Source organism: Janthinobacterium rivuli (genome assembly GCF_029690045.1).
Lineage (GTDB): Bacteria > Pseudomonadota > Gammaproteobacteria > Burkholderiales > Burkholderiaceae_D > Janthinobacterium > Janthinobacterium rivuli.
In genome coordinates this window covers 3,530,075-3,546,157 of the sequence record NZ_CP121464.1, presented here as the reverse complement: position 1 = coordinate 3,546,157, position 16,083 = coordinate 3,530,075, and the positions used below count along the sequence as shown (strand labels likewise).

At 61.5% G+C, this 16,083-nt stretch carries 18 protein-coding genes; 12 read left to right on the top strand and 6 right to left on the bottom strand.

All coding sequences use genetic code 11. From position 1 onward, the window contains the following. The first annotated feature begins 83 nt into the window (after nt 1-83). Together P9875_RS15995 and P9875_RS15990 are read left to right on the top strand one after the other, a co-directional pair. Nucleotides 84-1,172, top strand: a complete 1,089-nt coding sequence (locus P9875_RS15995) for a sensor histidine kinase (protein WP_278315900.1) — start codon at nt 84-86, stop codon at nt 1,170-1,172. Next, nucleotides 1,169-1,921, top strand: coding sequence for a LytR/AlgR family response regulator transcription factor (locus P9875_RS15990; RefSeq protein ID WP_278315899.1), 753 nt, complete (start codon nt 1,169-1,171; stop codon nt 1,919-1,921). The genes P9875_RS15995 and P9875_RS15990 overlap by 4 nt, the downstream gene beginning before the upstream one ends. Nucleotides 1,922-1,943: 22 nt before the next feature. Here the strand turns inward: P9875_RS15990 and P9875_RS15985 are convergent, their stop codons facing one another. Then, complete coding sequence (locus P9875_RS15985) at nt 1,944-3,422, bottom strand: MFS transporter (protein ID WP_278318839.1); 1,479 nt, start codon at nt 3,420-3,422, stop codon at nt 1,944-1,946. 128 nt (nt 3,423-3,550) lie between these two features. Beyond that, nucleotides 3,551-4,129 (bottom strand): GNAT family N-acetyltransferase, encoded by a 579-nt coding sequence (locus P9875_RS15980; protein ID WP_278315898.1) that lies wholly within the window; start codon nt 4,127-4,129, stop codon nt 3,551-3,553. Between the two features lie 97 nt (nt 4,130-4,226). Here P9875_RS15980 and P9875_RS15975 point away from each other — a divergent pair, with 97 nt between their 5' ends. After that, nucleotides 4,227-5,108, top strand: a complete 882-nt coding sequence (locus P9875_RS15975) for a LysR family transcriptional regulator (RefSeq protein ID WP_278315897.1) — start codon at nt 4,227-4,229, stop codon at nt 5,106-5,108. A gap of 49 nt (nt 5,109-5,157) precedes the next feature. Here the strand turns inward: P9875_RS15975 and P9875_RS15970 are convergent, their stop codons facing one another. Continuing rightward, complete coding sequence (locus P9875_RS15970) at nt 5,158-7,293, bottom strand: peptidase domain-containing ABC transporter (RefSeq protein WP_278315896.1); 2,136 nt, start codon at nt 7,291-7,293, stop codon at nt 5,158-5,160. Between the two features lie 28 nt (nt 7,294-7,321). Continuing rightward, nucleotides 7,322-8,629 (bottom strand): HlyD family secretion protein, encoded by a 1,308-nt coding sequence (locus P9875_RS15965; RefSeq protein WP_278315895.1) that lies wholly within the window; start codon nt 8,627-8,629, stop codon nt 7,322-7,324. A 662-nt stretch (nt 8,630-9,291) separates the two neighbouring features. Here P9875_RS15965 and P9875_RS15960 point away from each other — a divergent pair. Together P9875_RS15960 and P9875_RS15955 are read left to right on the top strand one after the other, a co-directional pair. Continuing rightward, nucleotides 9,292-9,600, top strand: a complete 309-nt coding sequence (locus P9875_RS15960) for a DUF6434 domain-containing protein (protein WP_278315894.1) — start codon at nt 9,292-9,294, stop codon at nt 9,598-9,600. Between the two features lie 70 nt (nt 9,601-9,670). Then, nucleotides 9,671-10,093, top strand: coding sequence for a hypothetical protein (locus P9875_RS15955; protein WP_278315893.1), 423 nt, complete (start codon nt 9,671-9,673; stop codon nt 10,091-10,093). Between the two features lie 17 nt (nt 10,094-10,110). Here the strand turns inward: P9875_RS15955 and P9875_RS15950 are convergent, their stop codons facing one another. Together P9875_RS15950 and P9875_RS15945 are read right to left on the bottom strand one after the other, a co-directional pair. Next, the gene (locus P9875_RS15950) at nt 10,111-11,163 is read right to left on the bottom strand and encodes an NAD(P)/FAD-dependent oxidoreductase (protein ID WP_278315892.1); all 1,053 of its coding nucleotides are present in this window, start codon (nt 11,161-11,163) and stop codon (nt 10,111-10,113) included. 22 nt (nt 11,164-11,185) lie between these two features. Next, entirely contained in the window at nt 11,186-11,728 is a 543-nt protein-coding gene (locus P9875_RS15945; RefSeq protein WP_278315891.1) for a GNAT family N-acetyltransferase, read from the bottom strand. A gap of 91 nt (nt 11,729-11,819) precedes the next feature. On the opposite strand from P9875_RS15945, the gene P9875_RS15940 reads away from it, so the two are divergent. From P9875_RS15940 to P9875_RS15910, 7 genes are all read left to right on the top strand, one after another. After that, complete coding sequence (locus P9875_RS15940) at nt 11,820-12,992, top strand: citrate synthase (protein WP_278315890.1); 1,173 nt, start codon at nt 11,820-11,822, stop codon at nt 12,990-12,992. Between the two features lie 45 nt (nt 12,993-13,037). Beyond that, nucleotides 13,038-13,529, top strand: a complete 492-nt coding sequence (locus P9875_RS15935; protein ID WP_278315889.1) for a MarR family winged helix-turn-helix transcriptional regulator — start codon at nt 13,038-13,040, stop codon at nt 13,527-13,529. Between the two features lie 33 nt (nt 13,530-13,562). Further along, nucleotides 13,563-14,015, top strand: a complete 453-nt coding sequence (locus P9875_RS15930; RefSeq protein WP_035818857.1) for a PaaI family thioesterase — start codon at nt 13,563-13,565, stop codon at nt 14,013-14,015. Between the two features lie 97 nt (nt 14,016-14,112). Next, a complete protein-coding gene (locus tag P9875_RS15925) occupies nt 14,113-14,403 on the top strand; it encodes a hypothetical protein (protein WP_278315888.1) in 291 nt (96 codons plus the stop codon). A gap of 395 nt (nt 14,404-14,798) precedes the next feature. Beyond that, on the top strand, nt 14,799-15,338 hold the full coding sequence (locus tag P9875_RS15920; RefSeq protein WP_278315887.1) for a hypothetical protein: 540 nt from the start codon (nt 14,799-14,801) through the stop codon (nt 15,336-15,338). Between the two features lie 91 nt (nt 15,339-15,429). Continuing rightward, the gene (locus tag P9875_RS15915; protein ID WP_278315886.1) at nt 15,430-15,726 is read left to right on the top strand and encodes a T6SS effector amidase Tae4 family protein; all 297 of its coding nucleotides are present in this window, start codon (nt 15,430-15,432) and stop codon (nt 15,724-15,726) included. Then, nucleotides 15,723-16,055, top strand: a complete 333-nt coding sequence (locus tag P9875_RS15910; RefSeq protein ID WP_219309188.1) for a hypothetical protein — start codon at nt 15,723-15,725, stop codon at nt 16,053-16,055. The genes P9875_RS15915 and P9875_RS15910 overlap by 4 nt, the downstream gene beginning before the upstream one ends. The last annotated feature ends 28 nt before the right edge of the window (nt 16,056-16,083 follow it).

Sequence of the window (16,083 nt, the reverse complement as noted above, 5' to 3'; positions counted from 1 at the left end):
GCCGCTACACTATGCCCATGATCAGAAAAACGACTTTGCTACAGGGCTGGCGTTCACTTTGGGAACTGCGCCCCCGGCACGATGTGCCCACCCTGAGCCGCCTGCTGGTCGTTTCCCTGATCGGTGTCGCCCTGGCATTGGTCCTGATGACCATCGTCGCCATCTTCGGCCGGGTCGACCGGCCGCTCTGGTGGTGGGCATCGCTGCTGCCGAACATCGGCATCTGCCTGTGCATCGTGCATGCCCTGTTTGGCGTGCTGCGCCTGGCCGGGCGCTGCCTGCCGGCGCCGCTGGTCGAGCGCATGTCGAACGTGCACGACCTGCGCGCCGCCATGGTGCTGGGCGCGCTGTCCCTGGCGGCCATCATCCTGGGCATGAGCATCGGCTTTACCATCGTGCCAATACTGGTCGGTTTCAAGCTGTGGGGCATGTTCGTCTCGCTGCCCGCCGCGCTGACCAAGTTTGCCGTGTTCATCCTGTTTATGATGGCGGCTAACTGGGCCTGGTGGCGTTCGCGCCTGCGCCAGCAGCAGCTGCAAAGCGAGGTGACGGATGCGCGCCTGCGCTTGCTGCAGGGCCAGATCGAGCCGCACCTGCTGTTCAATACCCTGGCCAACATCCAGAGCCTGATGGACTACGACCCGCCGCGCGCGAAACGCATGCTGGAAACGTTTTCCGGCTACCTTCGCGCCAGCCTGTCGCAGCTGCGCCAGGGCGACAGCACGCTGGAAGCGGAACTCGACATGGCAAGCCAGTATTTGTGCTTGATGCAGATCCGCATGGAGGAGCGTCTGCGTTTCCGCATCGACGCCAGCGCGCAAGCGCGCCTGGCCAGCATGCCCACGCTGATGCTGCAGCCGCTGGTCGAAAACGCGATCCAGCATGGACTCGGCCCCAAGCTGAACGGCGGCAGCGTCGTCGTGCATGCCGAGGTACGCGCGGGCCACCTGGAAATCCGCGTGCTTGACGACGGCGTGGGCTTGACGGCCCCAGGCAAGCCACCGCGTCCGGGCAACGGCATGGCGCTGGCCAATCTGCGCTCGCGCCTGCAGGCCCAGTTCGGCGCCGCCGCCAGCCTGAGCCTGCGTGAGCGCGAGAGCGGGCCTGGCGTCGAAGCCGTGCTGGAGCTGCCGTTCCTGGGCGCCGGCTCCACAATGCCGGCGGTCGCATGACGCGCGCCCTGATCGCGGACGATGAACCGCACCTGGCGCTCTACCTGCGCGACCAGCTGCTGGCCCTGTGGCCGGACTTGCAGATCATCCACATGGCGCGCAACGGCGTCGAGGCCGCCGCCTGCATCGCGGAACTGGAACCCGATATCGTCTTTCTCGATATCCAGATGCCGGGACTGACTGGGCTGGAGGTAGCACAAGGTATCGAAGGCCCAACCCGCGTGGTATTCGTCACCGCCTACGACGAATTTGCGCTGCAAGCCTTCGAGCACGCGGCGCTCGATTACGTATTGAAACCCGTCACCACCGAACGGCTGGCTCGCACCGTGGCGCGCCTGCGTGCGGCGCCGGCCTTGCCCCCCGCCGGTGCGGCCATGGCGCAGGCGCTGCGGCAACTGACGGCCGCCCCCGGCCAGGCCCGCCCCCGGCTGCGCTACATACTCGCGTCCCGTGGCGAGCGCACGCACCACCTCGACGTGGCCAAGGTGCGCTTTTTCCACGCCGACGACAAGTACACGGTCGTCGCCAGCGTGGATGGTGAATTCCTGATCCGCACGCCCATCACGGAACTGGCGGCCCAGCTTGATCCTGAGCTATTCTGGCAAGTGCACCGCTCCACCCTGATCAACCTGGCCTGGCTGGACGGCACGCGCCGCGACGACGCCAGCCGTTTGTTCCTGCGCATGCGCGGCCACGCCGGCGAGCTGCCCGTGAGCCGCGCCTTCGTGCACCTGTTCCGGGCCATGTAGCCAGCCACCAAATCGCGCTGCATCAAGCTGCCCGGCGCGCCCGCAGATGCAGGTGGCGGATGGTGGCCGCGGCCGCCATCAGGATGGCGGAAGCCGTAGCCAGCACGACAATGAATGCCTTGTCGAAGGCCGAGCGGGCCAGTTCCGACACTTGCAAGCCCAGTTCGGCCGGCAATTGCTCTGCGGCCAGCAGCGCCGCATCGAGGGTGTCGTGGGCGTTCGGCAACAGGCCAGCGCTTTCCGGGATCACCAGGGTGGCGCTGTAGACGGCCGACAAAATCGTGCCCAGCACCGTCACGCCGATCACGGCGCCCAGTTCATACGACACTTCCTCGATCGAGGCGGCCATGCCCGCTTGCTGGGGCGCCACGTTGAGCATCACGGCGCTCGATGCGGCCGTCATGACGGCGCCCAGGCCCAGGCCTAAAATTACCAGGCTGGCCACTTGCGCCGAGACGGCGGCGTCATGCAGCACCAGATACGCTGCCATGCCGATACCGGACAGCAGCAGCGAACCCCACAGTACCTTGGCCTTGTCGGCGCGCGGCAGCATGAAACCCGTCAGCGGCCCCGCAAACACGGACGCCAGCGGCAGCGGCAACAACAGCAGACCCGCTTCCAGCGGAGATAACTCACGCACCAACTGCATGTGCTGGCTCAGCGCCAGTTCCATGCCGATCAGGGCGGCGGACGCCACCATGGCGGCGGCCACGGCGCTGGAAAACGGCAGTTCGCGGAACAGGGCGAAGTCGATCAGCGGCTTGGCTTGCCGCTTCTGACGGCGCACGAATTTGAGCATGAAGAAGGCGCCGACGGCGAACGAAGCGGCGGCCAGCGCATACGACGGCTGCGACTTGCCCAGTTCCTTGATCGCATACACGCCACCAAGCAGACCCATCATGATTTGCAAAGAACCCTTCAAATCCCACGGTTTGTCGCGGTTACCGGCCCGTTTCGGCAGGACAACGGCGGCCAGCACCAGGGTCAGCAGCACGATGGGCACGTTGATCAGGAAGACGGAACCCCACCAGTAATGTTCCATCAGGAAACCGCCGAGCACGGGGCCAAACGCGGCGCCGCCGGAGGCAATCGCCGCCCACACGCCGATGGCGAACGAGCGCTCGCGGTTGTCCGTAAAGGTCAGGCGAATGATGGACAAGGTGGCCGGCATCATCAAGGCGGCGCCGATGGCCAGCAGGATGCGCGAAAAAATCAACAGTTCCGGCGCGGGCGAAAACGCGGCGCACAGCGAGGCGATGCCGAACACGGCCAGGCCGGCAAGGAAAACGGGTTTGTGGCTCAAGCGGTCACCGAGGGTGCCGAGGCCGGGCAGCAGACCGGAGACAACCAGCGCGTACACGTTGATGATCCACAGTTTTTGCGAGGAAGTAGCCTGCAAGTCGCGCGTCAGCGCAGGCAAGGCGGTGTAGAGCACGGTCATGTCGACCACGATCAGGAACAAGGCGCTGGAGACGATGGCCAGCGTCAGCCATTTTTTCATTGGATGCATGGGTAACTCAGTAATTTTAGTGTAATTTTTAACAACTATCTGTTTGGATAAAGCGGGTGCTGCGCAAATATTTACGTTCCAGGCTGCCACGGGCCTGGGCTTGTCGGGGGCGGCGGGCGTCAGCCACGGTCACCATCCTTGTCATCCACGGCGGAGGTCATCGCGTCGAGTTCGCGCAGCATGACGACGGACACTTGCTTGAAGCCGCGGCCCTGGAAGAATTGTTGCGCCGTCAGGTTGTGCGCGCCGCATTCGAGGAACAAACGGGCGATGCCGTGGTTGCGCAACTCGCTTGCTACCCACTCCACCAGCTGGCTGCCGATGCCGCTGCCGCGCACGGAAGGCAGCAAGACCAGGTCGTCCAGCGCGGCGAACGATTTCGAAGCGCGCTGGCGCGTGTCGATGGAGACCAAGGCCATACCGACGATGGCCTCGCCCGATGTGGCAACGGCCAGCAGGGTCGAATCGCCATGCGCCCAGTCATGCGACAGGGCGGCGCGGATTTCACCACGGATGACCTCAGGCAAGTCCGCGCGCCAGTTGCCGGGCGCATCGGCGCGTTCGCCCTGCAGTTCCGAATGGGAGATATAGTCGGCGCTGACGTTGTCGAGGTAGAGCTTGCAGAGCGTATCTTCGGCGGTGGCGTCGTGGCACCAGCTGAAGCTGATGGCGGGTGAATTGGCTTGAGCGTTTTTCATGGCGGATCTCGTGTTGTTGAAAATGTAAAGGCATTTTATGTCGCCCCTGAATGGCATTCAAGTTAAAATCCATCTGTAAAACAGATAGGTGGATGCCATGCAATGGACTTTGGAACAAATGCGCTACTTTGAAGCGGCCGTCGCGGCCGGTTCTTTCTCGGGCGCGGCGCGCCGGCTGGGCCGCGCGCAATCGGTGGTCAGCACCTCGATCGGGCTGCTGGAAGCGGAATTCGGCGTGGAACTGTTCGACCGCTCGCGCCGCAGCGCCGTGCTGACGGAAGCGGGCAAGGTGATGCACCTGGAAGCGTGCGAACTGCTGCGCCAGGCCGAGCGCTTGCAGCTGCGCGCCCAACTGCTGAGCGAGGCGCCCGAAGCCCAGTTGACCCTGGCGCTGGACGAAGCCCTGCCCTACCTGGCCATCGGCACCCTGGTGAAGGAACTGGCGGCGCGCTACCCGGCGCTGGAACTGGTCATGCTCAACGCCACGGCGTCCGAGGTGGCGCAATACGTGGAGCAGCAGCAAGCCGATGTGGCTTTTCATTTTGACCGCGGCCCGATTTCTCCCGTGCTGGAACAGCAGCACATCGGTAGCGTGGCGCAAGGCGTGTTCGTGGCAAAAGGCCATGCCATGGCCCACGGCCAGGAAGTGAGCCGCAACGAACTGACCCGCTACCGCCAGCTGATCATGGACTCCGAGCTCAACCGCGAACACGCCTTCAGCCCCGCCGTCTGGTTTTCCGATAGTTTTTACAGTATTGCCGAGATGGTCGCGGACGAGCTGGGCTGGGCCATCCTCCCCCTGAACATCGCCAATTACGACAATTACAAGGGGTATTTGCAGGAAGTGCCCTGCCCCGCGCTGGCCTTGTCACGCCTGCCCGTGCGGCGCTTGTCGATACATGGAAAAAAGCTCAGCGAGACGAGTTTGTGGCTGACGACGAGGCTGGCGGAGTTGCTGCTGGATGGGCCGCGGGGGTGAGGTACGCTGCGATGTAATGGACCTGTTGCTCAGGAAGCGGTAGCGACGTTCATGAGGCATCCGGTGTTTCTTGCATGACATCCACAACGATTGTCCCTTGCTGCAACACCACCACCCTTTGCGCCATGGCGATGGTTTCCGGCCTGTGCGCAACGATCACGCGCGTGAGCGTGATTGTTTGGATCGCCGCGTTCACCGCCTGTTCGTTGCGCGTATCGAGGTGGCTGGTCGCTTCGTCGAGCACCAGCAACTTCGGATTTTTATACAGGGCGCGTGCCAGCAGGATGCGCTGTTTCTGGCCGCCGGACAGGCCGCTGCCGATGTCGCCTACCAGGGTATTGAAGCCCATCGGCATGGCGGCGATTTCTGCATGCACGGCAGCCAGGTGCGCGCAGGCTTGCACTTGCCGGTCATTCGGAGACGGGGAAAAAAAGCTGATGTTGTCGGCGATCGAGCCAGCGAACAGGGTGTCTTCCTGCATCACTGTGCCCAGCAATTGCCGGTAGTTCGTCAAGCCCAGGCTGGCCAGCTGGATGCCGCCGATGAGGATCTCGCCTTGCGTCGGCTGCAGCAAGCCGAGCAACAACTTGAGCAAGGTTGTCTTGCCGCAGCCGGACGGGCCGGTAATGGCGATGCACTGACCTGCGGGAATGTGCAGATTGAGGCCGCTCAGTACATCCGGTTCGCCATCGGCATACCGGAACGTCAGGTTGCGGATCTCGATCGATGGCGAGATATCGTCCATGTCGACCTCAACGTCGCTGCCGTCTTCTTCCGCGTCCGTCAGGACGATGTCGGCCACCCGTTCGCCATGCAGGCGCAGCATGCGCAGCTCGAACAGTTTGTCGACCAGGCTGGCCATGCGCTGGCTGAACTGGTCCTTGTAGCTGATGAATGCGAACAGCATGCCCACCGAAAAGCGGTTGTCCAGCACGGCCAGCGCCGCCATCCAGATGACGATTACCCGTTCGGCGCTGAAGAGCAAGGTATTGGCCGTCTGGTAGGAAACGGACAGCTTGGCGATGCGCAGGTCGGCATTGAACTGGTCGGCCAGCGCGTTGGTCCAGCTGGCGCGGCGCTCGGCGGCGCGGCCGAACAGGCGGATGCTCTGGATGCCGCGCACGGATTCCAGGAAATGCGTTTGCTGTTTTGCCGCATGGATGATCTGTTCGGCCGTCGCTTCGCGCATGGCCTTGAACAGGGCCCAGCGCAGCATCACATACAGCAGCACGGCGATGCAGGCCACGCCCGCCAGCAGCGGGCTGTAGAACAGCATCATGCCCAGGGTGGCCAGCACCAGCACGCCGTCGATGGCGCCTTCGATAAACTGCGTCGTCAGGCTATGTTGCATGGTTTCGATGGAATTGAAGCGCGAGACGATATCGCCCGTGTGGCGCTTCTCGAAGTACGGCAGCGGCAGCTTCAGCAAGTGGGCAAAGGCGTTGCCCAGCCATTGCAAGTTCAGATTCGTGGCCAGCACCGTCGTGATCCAGGAACGCACGGCGCCGATGGCCGTCTGTACCAGCACCAGCAGCAAGAAGCCGCAGCCGAGCACGGTGATCAGGTCGCGGTCGGCGGCCAGCAAGGCTTCATCGACCAGCCATTGCATGTAGAACGGCGCCACCAGCGCGCACACCTGCAAGGCCAGGCCCAGCACCAGTAATTGCAGCAAGCCGCGTTTCAGCCCCACCACGCGCCCCATCAGCGACAGCAGCGAGAACTGCTGCTTTTCCTCGGCCTTTTGGAACTCGGCGGTGGGCGTCAGCTCCAGCGCCACGCCCGTAAAATGTTTCGCCACTTCCGCCAAGGGCAGGCGGCGCTCGCCCACGGCCGGGTCGTGGATCACCGCATGGCTGCCGGAGACGGACTTGAGCACGACAAAATGGTTCAAGTCCCAATGCAGGATGGCGGGCAGCTTCAGCTCGGGCAAATGCTGCATGTCGAGTTTCAACGGCCGCGTATGCAGGGCCAGCCCCTGCGCCATCGCCATCAGCCCTTTTAAAGTCACGCCTTTCAATGACACGGAAAAGCGCCGGCGCATGCTGGAAATATCGGTCTGGTGGCCCCAGTAGCTGGCCACCATGCACAAGCAGGCCAGGCCGCATTCGGCCGCTTCCGTTTGCAGCAGGACGGGCAGGCGCTGGCTGCGCCAGAAGGACAGGTGGGCAAGATCAGGGAGGTGCATGAGTATTGTGGAAAATCAATATGGGGGCTTACAGCCGCCCGGAAATGCTGAACAGGGGTTCCAGCACCCATTCATACAGGCGCCGCTGTTCCAGCAGCACGCTGGCGTCGACCAGCATGCCCGACTTCAGGGGCAGGGTTTCGCCATACGCCTGCACGCTCTGGCGCTGCAAGCTCAAACGGATGCGATACAAGGGTTCGCCATTCGTGCCGCTGACGGCGCCCGGCACCGCCAGCTCTTCGGGCCGCAGCGAGGTGCTGGCCACTTCGCGCACCAGCGCCGGATACTGTCCGAATTTCTGGTAGGGATAGGCCTGGTAGCGCAGCAGCACCGTCATGCCCGGCTTGATGAAGCCGACCGAGCGCGACGGCGCGTAGATTTCCGCCTCCAGCTGGGCGCCTTGCGGCAATACGGAGGCAAGCACGCTGTTGGCCGCCACGGTTTGCCCCAGTTCGGTGGTGATGGCCGTGACCATGCCATCCTGCGCCGCGCGCACGAGGATTTCGCGGCGCGCCTCGTTTTCCGTCAGGTCCTGTTCGATGGCGGACACATTGCGCTGCAATCCTTCCGTGTCGCGTTGCGCCTGCACCTGCAAGTCGCGCACGTCCGCTTGCGTCGTGGCCAGGTCGCGGCCGCTGGCAGACTTGATGCGCTGCAGTTCGGCCAGGCGCTGGTGCTGGTCCAGCAGTTCGGCCTGCTTATCCTGCAGTTGCGCCGACGAAATGTAATGGGTGGCGTGCAGCTCGCCGTAGCGCTGGTAGGACTGTTCCGCCAGGGTGATGCGGCGCTGTTGCAGCGCGATCTGGTCATCCATGCGGCCGATTTCCGCCGCCAGGTCGATGGCACGGCGCTGGCCCGCCGCCATGCGCTGGCGCGATTGCAGGCGCGACTGCTGCAATTCCGCGTCATAGCTGTCGCGCCGGCTTTTCAACAGGCTTGATACGAGCTGCTGGGGCGCCCCCGCATTGGTGCTGCTGCGTTCGCCCGACAGCACGAACAGCACCTCGCCCGCGCGCACGGCCTGCCCTTCCTTGACGCGTACCCCGGCAATGACGCCCGCCTGGCCCGGCATGATGCGGATCACGCCGCTGGTCGGCAACAGCACGCCCTGCGACTGCGCCTTGCGCGTGGTGCTGAAGAAGATAAAGAAAGCGACGATGGCCAGCGCGATGGCGAGGAACAGCCAGGTCAGGAATACATGGCTGACGGGTCGCGCCAGCAATACGGTGCCGTATTGTTTATTGCCCAGATGCTCGATGGCTTGCTGGCGGAACAGGGGCTTAATTGTGTGGGCGGATGCCGCAACAGTAGCTGAAGAGATTAGCTGGTCACTCACAATAATGAACTTTTTAAAGGCATGGTCGAGTGCTTCAATGGCCGTATCAGCGAGATTGTCAATCAGACCCGTTTCGGCTCTAAGTAATCCTCAGGAAATTATTGTGAAATTATGACGAACAGAACCGGATGCTATGCAAGGCGCCCGCTGCGACGCAGAGCGCCGGTTATGGAAGTCAGAAATCACAATAGTTTATTGGGGGTTACTTAAGGGCGAACTGGAATCGACGCGACGAAACCAGCTGAAAATAGAAAATGACAAAATCCCCAACGCACCTGGATAATAAAATACTGATTCAGGCGATGAAAATATGGCAGGAGAAGAAGCCGAATTTATTCTTTAAACGCATCTATAACCAGGCGGTTCTTGATATATAAAATAATAGAGCGTTCGGATTGAACCCCCGAGCGCTCTAAAAACTACTTTTTGTTACGAGAGTAAGCAAATAATAATAAATCCATGCGCATTCACTCAATAGGAAAAATAGCAGGGAAATCGATGTCGCGAAAAAAATTATCGACATAATGATGCTTTTATCAAAATTTTTCATGGCTATTCAAGAGTATTTGATGCAACAATCATCACTGCGCAGTGATGCTGCTTATCCTAAAGCCAATAAATTCTGCCGCATATAAGATTAGTCCTAAAAATTTCTGGATGGGATGATGCTGGCATACAATGCTGTCTCATCTCACCTCTCTGTCGGCATCCAGCTTGCGCTGTACGTCGGTATTACTAAGGAGCACAGCATGGATTTCGATTGGCACGGCGGCGTCATTACCCGGCAGACCAGCGTCGACGCCCGCTATAAAAACACGCAAAACGTCAGGCGCTTCCTGTTGGATCAGTGCGGCCCCGGATTCAGACTGGACCGTGATCTCATGGCTTGGATACGCGATGGCGTCGCCAAAACCATGGGCGATGTAGCGGATGAATGGACGCGCCGACATAATCAAGCCGGTGATGCGTAAATAAACAAATATTGATAAGCACTGAAAGCTTTACATGATTCACTCAACCGTCGTAAGCAGCTGGTTCGCCATGGCAAAAGACGATGCCGTGGAAATTGATCCCGACGACATCAACCACGAAGCCCGAACCAATATGTGGAGCTTTTCGCCCACGGACGAGGAAACGCCGCAGATCCATGCGGCCGATATCGTCGAGTTCATTGATGAGGTGATCGCGGCGCGCAGTAGCGCACTCGCTGGCGAAGACATGCTGTTCTATTGCTGGCACGATGCGCAATGCCGGCAGTTGCGCTACAGCCTGGTGTCGCGCTCGCATGGGCGGCTGCCGTTTCGCTGCGAACTGCGCGAAACGCAGGATATGGCGCTGATCGCCGAGCGCGTGGTGAACGGGGACTGGCGCAATGAACACTATATGCAGGCCCCGTCGGAGGAAGGCGATGAGCAGGAGCACGAGCCATTCGTCCTGCCCGTGTTCGTGGTGCCTGTGCCGTAGGAATCAGCACGCCACAATCACGCCAGGAAACGTGCGGGCCGGCAGGCCTCCAGGGCTGACCTTGGCTCGCCAGTGATGATTTCCTCGCTGGCCAACTGGCCCACGATGGCGGCCAGCACGACGCCTGGATGCATGGCGCACACGTACGCGCCTTCGACCTGGGGCAAGTAGCCGACGGTGGGCACGCCATCGGTCGGCATGGGTCGCAGGCCAATAGCGGCGAATTCCGGCGCGATGGCGTCGGCGCCCGCAAGTTCATTGCGGATTGCGCTGGCCGTGCGCTGCGCCATGGCGGCGGGCTGGTTTTCCGGCGCGTCGTCGAGGTAATCTTCCGCCGCCAGCATGGTGCCGTCCTCGGCTTGCCGCACTTCCATTGCATGGCTGGAAATAATGCCGTGCACCAGGCCGGGCGGCGCCTTGTAGCGAATGAAAATAGCCGGCGAGGCGTGGATGGGCAGGCTGGCGCCCAGCATCGCCGCCAGCGCAGCAGTTCCCGTGCCTGCCGCCAGCACGACCACGTCCGCTTCCATGAGGCCAGCGACCGTTTTCACGCCCGTCACCCGCGCGTCCTGGACCACAAAACCCAGTACGGGCGTATGCGTGCGAACCGTCGCGCCCAACGCCCTGGCCGCTGCCAGCAAGGCGTGTGTGGCGGCAACGGCGTCGAGCGCGCCCTGTTCCGGCTCAAAGATCGCCTGCTCCGGCGGCTGCCGCAGACGCGGTTCAAGCTCGGTGATGCGCGAGCGGTCCAGCAACATGGATTCGGGCGACACCCGCCCATCCTGCGTGCCGTATGACAAGGCTCCATGCCAGCGTACCGTCAAGCCGGGCACTTGCGTTTCCAGCCGGCGCCAGGCAGCGATGGCGCCACCGCGCAGGGCCGCAATGGGGTCGGGACCGGCGCAGGACGTGTTAATCCACGCAAACGACGTACCCGTCACGCCGGAAGCAATGCCGCCCGCCTCGACCACGGTGACTTTTTCACCCCTGCTGGCCAGGTGGTACGCGAGCGACGCGCCGACGATGCCGGCGCCGATGACGATGATGTGCTGGGGCTTTTCACGATTCATATCTGTCAATTTTGTTTATTTATCACAGGACATAGTCTACCCCATCCGCCCGCAAATCCAAGGCATAGGCATGGCCATCGACAACCTTGCCTGCCACGATGGCAATATCGGGCACGGCCGTTCCCTGCACGAAACCGCAGCGTTCCAGCACGCGGATCGAGGCCGCATTGCCGTCGATAGCGTAGGCGCACAGACTGGCCAGCCGCCACTCGTCTTGTGCCAGGGCGATCAGGTGGTACAGCGCGGCCGTGGCCAGGCCCTTGCCCGCCTGCTGCTCGCCGATGCGGTAGCCGACTTCGGCCGTTTGCGCCTGCCCGTCAATGTCCTTGAGGTTGGCGCGGCCGATCAATTGTCCCTGTTCGTCGACGATGACGCAGGGGTGCATGCGCCCCTGTGCGTGCTCGTTCAGGAATTGCGCGACGTGCGCCTGGATGCCGTCAGCGCTGTAAAAATCGTCCGGGCGCCGGTCGATATGGCGCTCGAACCAGGCCCGGTTGGCGTGCTCGAAGGCCAGCAAGGGCGCGGCATCGTCCGGACGCAGGGTGCGAATCGTGTGTGTACTCATGGGGACTCCTGCAAAGGCATGAGTCTAGTGACGCGCTGCCCGGCCCGTCAATCTTGATTCTACGAATCAATATACAGATACAATCGCCGCCATGAAAAACGACTTATCCGCCCTTGACGCGGCGCGCCTCCTCGGCGTCAGCCTGCCCACCCTGTATTCCTACGTGAGCCGGGGCTTGCTGGCTTCCGTCAGCAAGGGAGATTCGCGCCGCAAGCGCTATCCGCAGGAAGAGGTATTGCGCCTGGCGGCTCGCAAAAATGACGCCAAGCGCGGCGGCCAGACGGCAGTGGCCGCCATGCACTGGGGCTTGCCCGTGCTCGAGACGCGGATTTCCCACATTCTCGATGGCCGGCTGCTGTACCGGGGCTGCGATGCGACGGCGCTGGCCGAGTCCGCGACGCTGGAGACGGCCGCCGGCCTGCTGTGGGACGACAACGCGACAGACTATTTCCAGCAAGATGCGCCGGCCCTGCCTTCAGGACTGGCCTGCGCATCAGATGCGACGCCGCTGGCGCGCGCCATGCTGGCCATGGCCATGCTGACGCCAGCGGACATGCCGCACGCGCTGGAGTCCGGTCCCGCCTTGATGCGCCTGCTGGCCGCCGCCCTGCTGCAGACGGCGCCATCCACCCTGCCGCTGCACCAGCAGTTGGCGCTGGCGTGGCAGGCGGACCCGGACCAGACTGAATTGCTGCGCGCCGCCCTCGTGCTGCTGGCCGACCATGAATTGAACGCGTCCACCTTTGCCGTGCGCTGCGTCGCCTCGACGGGCGCCAGCCTGCCGGCCGCACTGGGGGCAGGATTGGCGGCCCTGTCCGGTGACAAGCACGGCGGTGGCAGCGCGGCGGCCAGGTGCATGTTGACGCAGGCGCTGGCCGCGCCGGACGCCAGGGATAGCATCGACGCCTTTTACAAGACCGTCGCGCCGGAATTCGCCGGCTTTGGCCACCCGCTGTATCCGCTGGGCGACCCGCGCGCCGCGTATCTGCTGGACCGCTTGTCGGCGCTGTCGCAAGCGTATCCGCAGTTGCGCGCCATCCTGTCCGTCTGCGCCACGGCGGGCGAACTGCTCGATGCGCGTCCGAACGCCGATCTGGCGCTGGCGGCCATGGAGCTGGCGTTTGGCTGGCCCGCGGGCGCAGCATTGAGCGTGTTTGCGCTGGCCCGTTCGACCGGATGGATCGCGCACGCGGCCGAGCAAGCCGCCAGCGCGGCGCTGATACGGCCACGCGCACGCTACATCGGACGCCACCAGCGCGACTAGCAATTGGCGCTTGATTTATTACGCATACGTAGTAGTATACTTCGCATGCGTACTAATAATTCTCCTACTTCAGACGTCCCCGATGCCGCAGCCTGCCCGTTGGGCGAGCGTTCGCCGCGCCTGTTCAATCTGCTTAACCTGGCGCGGCAGAACCTGTTTCGTTCGGCAGACGCCGTCTTCACCAGCGAACTGGGATTTTCCGGCACGCAAGTCGTCGCCCTGTTCGCACTGAAGGGCGAGGAAGGCTGTCAACTGAAGGATCTGGGGCGGGCGCTGCAACTGAAGAACTCGGCCGTCACGGGCCTGGTGGCGCGCATGGAAGAAAACGGCCTGATCGTGCGCGGCCAGTCGCCGCTCGATGCGCGCGCCGGCACCCTGCACATGTCGCCCCGGGGCGGCGAGGTGCTGGCCGCCGCCCTGCCCCTGCTCGACAGCCTGAATGAGCAACTGAAAGCGGGTTTCAGCGAGGAAGAGCTGGCCGTGGTCGCCCGCTTCCTGCTGCACGCCTCGCGCCTGCGTTTTGCGCAGGACGTCTGACCCACCCCCACACCACCACCACAGGAGTTACCCATGCATCCCAACGACATGACCGGCTTGCAACTGATGCAAGCTTTCGCGCAAGGCCTGTTTCCACGGCCCGGCATTTCCAAGACCATGCCCATGGATGCGCACACGGTCGAGCATGGCCGCGTCGTCTTCACGGCCACGGCGAATGAAACGCACACCAATCCCATGGGTGGCGTGCATGGCGGATTCGCCGCCACCGTGCTCGACACGGTCACGGGCTGCGCCACGCACACGGTCTTGCCGGCCGGCGAAAGCTACGGCACGACGGACCTGAACATCAAGATGTGCCGTCCCCTGCCCTTCAATGTGACGGTGTTTGCAGAAGGCAAGGTCATCAATGCGGGACGCAACCTGGTCATTTCCGAAGGCACGATCCGCGACGAAGCCGGTAAAGTGTACGCGCACGCGACGGCCACCTGCATGATCATCCGCCCGCGGGAGCAGGCGGCCGCATGAGCCACATTGGCACCATAGCAGAAGTCTGGCGCGTGCTGCAGGCTTGCCACGGGAGCAACAACACCATACACTGAGCCATTCTGCCCGAGGTCAAACGATGGTTAAAAAGATTGCTGTCCTCGGCTTACTGGTTGGCATCGCCTTCGATATGCTGCCTCATGCGTTTGAGGTCGTTGCCAAGACCAATATTTGCCGCGAATCATGCTCCAACTTGCTGAAAGTCGTGTCGATCGTCATCTACGCGACCTTGCCCATAGCCTGGGGCACGCTCCTGGGGATAGTGATTGGAAAGCATCACGCAACGCGGATAGTGTGTATCAGCGCGCTATTCTCGCTGTTTATCATGGCAGTCTTGACCTGGTTTCTCTACAAGCAGCAACATCCCTGATTTTCAAGCGCAATGCTTTTTTGGGGCGGCCTCAGTCCGCCAGTTTCTTCTTCGCCTTCAATAAACTGCCGGCCGCATCCTTCTCGAAGCGGCCCTGAAAGGATGTGCGCTGCGGCCAGCCCCTAGGCTGTAAGCTGGGAATGCGGACGGGGATGGCTTTTTGTAGCGCTGGCTGGGCGGTGTGCTTCCCGCGCACCGCAAGACGGGGTTGGCGCAGCGTCTGCTGCCTCAAAATGCCTCACAAAGCTGCATGCATATCTCGAACTTGCTAAATAGGTAATAATGCCATACACTCAACCATGCTGGATCCTTGAGTCGACAGCATGAGATGCTACATCGCAGGCGCCCATGCTAACTCGTCGTTTTGCAATGTCTAACAGGTTGGGCCTAAAAATATGAAACTACCCGTTCAGCTTGAAAAACTGCATCAAGTCGCTGATGCTGCCGCAATTAAGTTTGAAACTTCCGCCGATATGGTCTTCGAGCCTTGTGGCCTTATCCTGGAAATGCCTCAAATAGAAGAGCAATACTGGTGCACCCCTACCAACGTCGTTCCCTTTGCAAGCACAGGCGGGGACGGTGTCCATTACAGTTATCTCAAAGATTTTGTATCCACTAACGGAACGTTGCCGATCATAATGACTCTGCCATCCGCAGACGAAAACAACGTAGTGATCGCCGAGTCCTTTGAGGAATTCTTTAATTTGGGCTACTACGTCGGTTGGTACTCGCTCGAGCAGCTGGTATATCAAGAGGAGCAGGCAATCGACTACTTTATAAAATCCGATGAGGAACACCGGGATTATGCAGAGTCTCGCCTGGAATACCTGCGGGAGGCTTTGCAGATTCGTCCTGTTCCGCCGCAGATGGCGCGGCTCGCCAAGCTGCGCGAGCAATATTTCGATCTTTTGCGCATCCCGGAATTGCCGGAATAAACCCAGTCACCCATTCAACCGGACGCGCTGGCGGACACGCTCAGCCCGCCGCCTTCTTCTTCGCCTTCAATAAACTACAGCCTTTTGCGGCTTGCCAAATAAGCCCGAGGACGTCACCGGCAAGGAATGGGAATCCAAGGTCAAGGCGCGCACCGCTATCATCATGTTTCATGCTGACTGGCCTCGCGATGGGGAAGCACCCGACAGCGCAAGCGGAGGCTATATTGATTTTTGGAATGGCAAGCGAATGATGGTCTCTGGCGCTGAAGGTTTCATCGCGGTGGTAGGCAGAAGAATTGGCGTATCAAGTGCTCATATTCCCGGCACCTCGATTGGTTACTCGGACTTGAGCAACGCAAGCCTCATCCTGTTTTGGGAGGTCAAGTGAAACGTATCGGCTTATCAGTAGGGTTTCTTATTGCTGGACTGCTAACAAGCTGGGCTGCAACGGTCGCTGGCAGTCACCTGCCGTTCTGGTTTCATGTCAAGCTGTTGCGCCACGACTCCAGCGCTTGCTACGAAATAGGGCCGTGTTCGGTATCCTGGTGGGTCACTGCCGCGCTTGTCGCCTATCTTCTTGGCCCATCGTTCATTTTTATGGTGACGGGATGGCTTAGCGCAAAGCCCGGCGTGACCACATCTAAAAAACTGAGCAGACTCTTGCTGCTGGCAGTCTTTACGTTTGTACTGTATTTGCTCGGGTATGTCATCAGTTGAATGTGGGATAACAATCGGTCAACTGGCG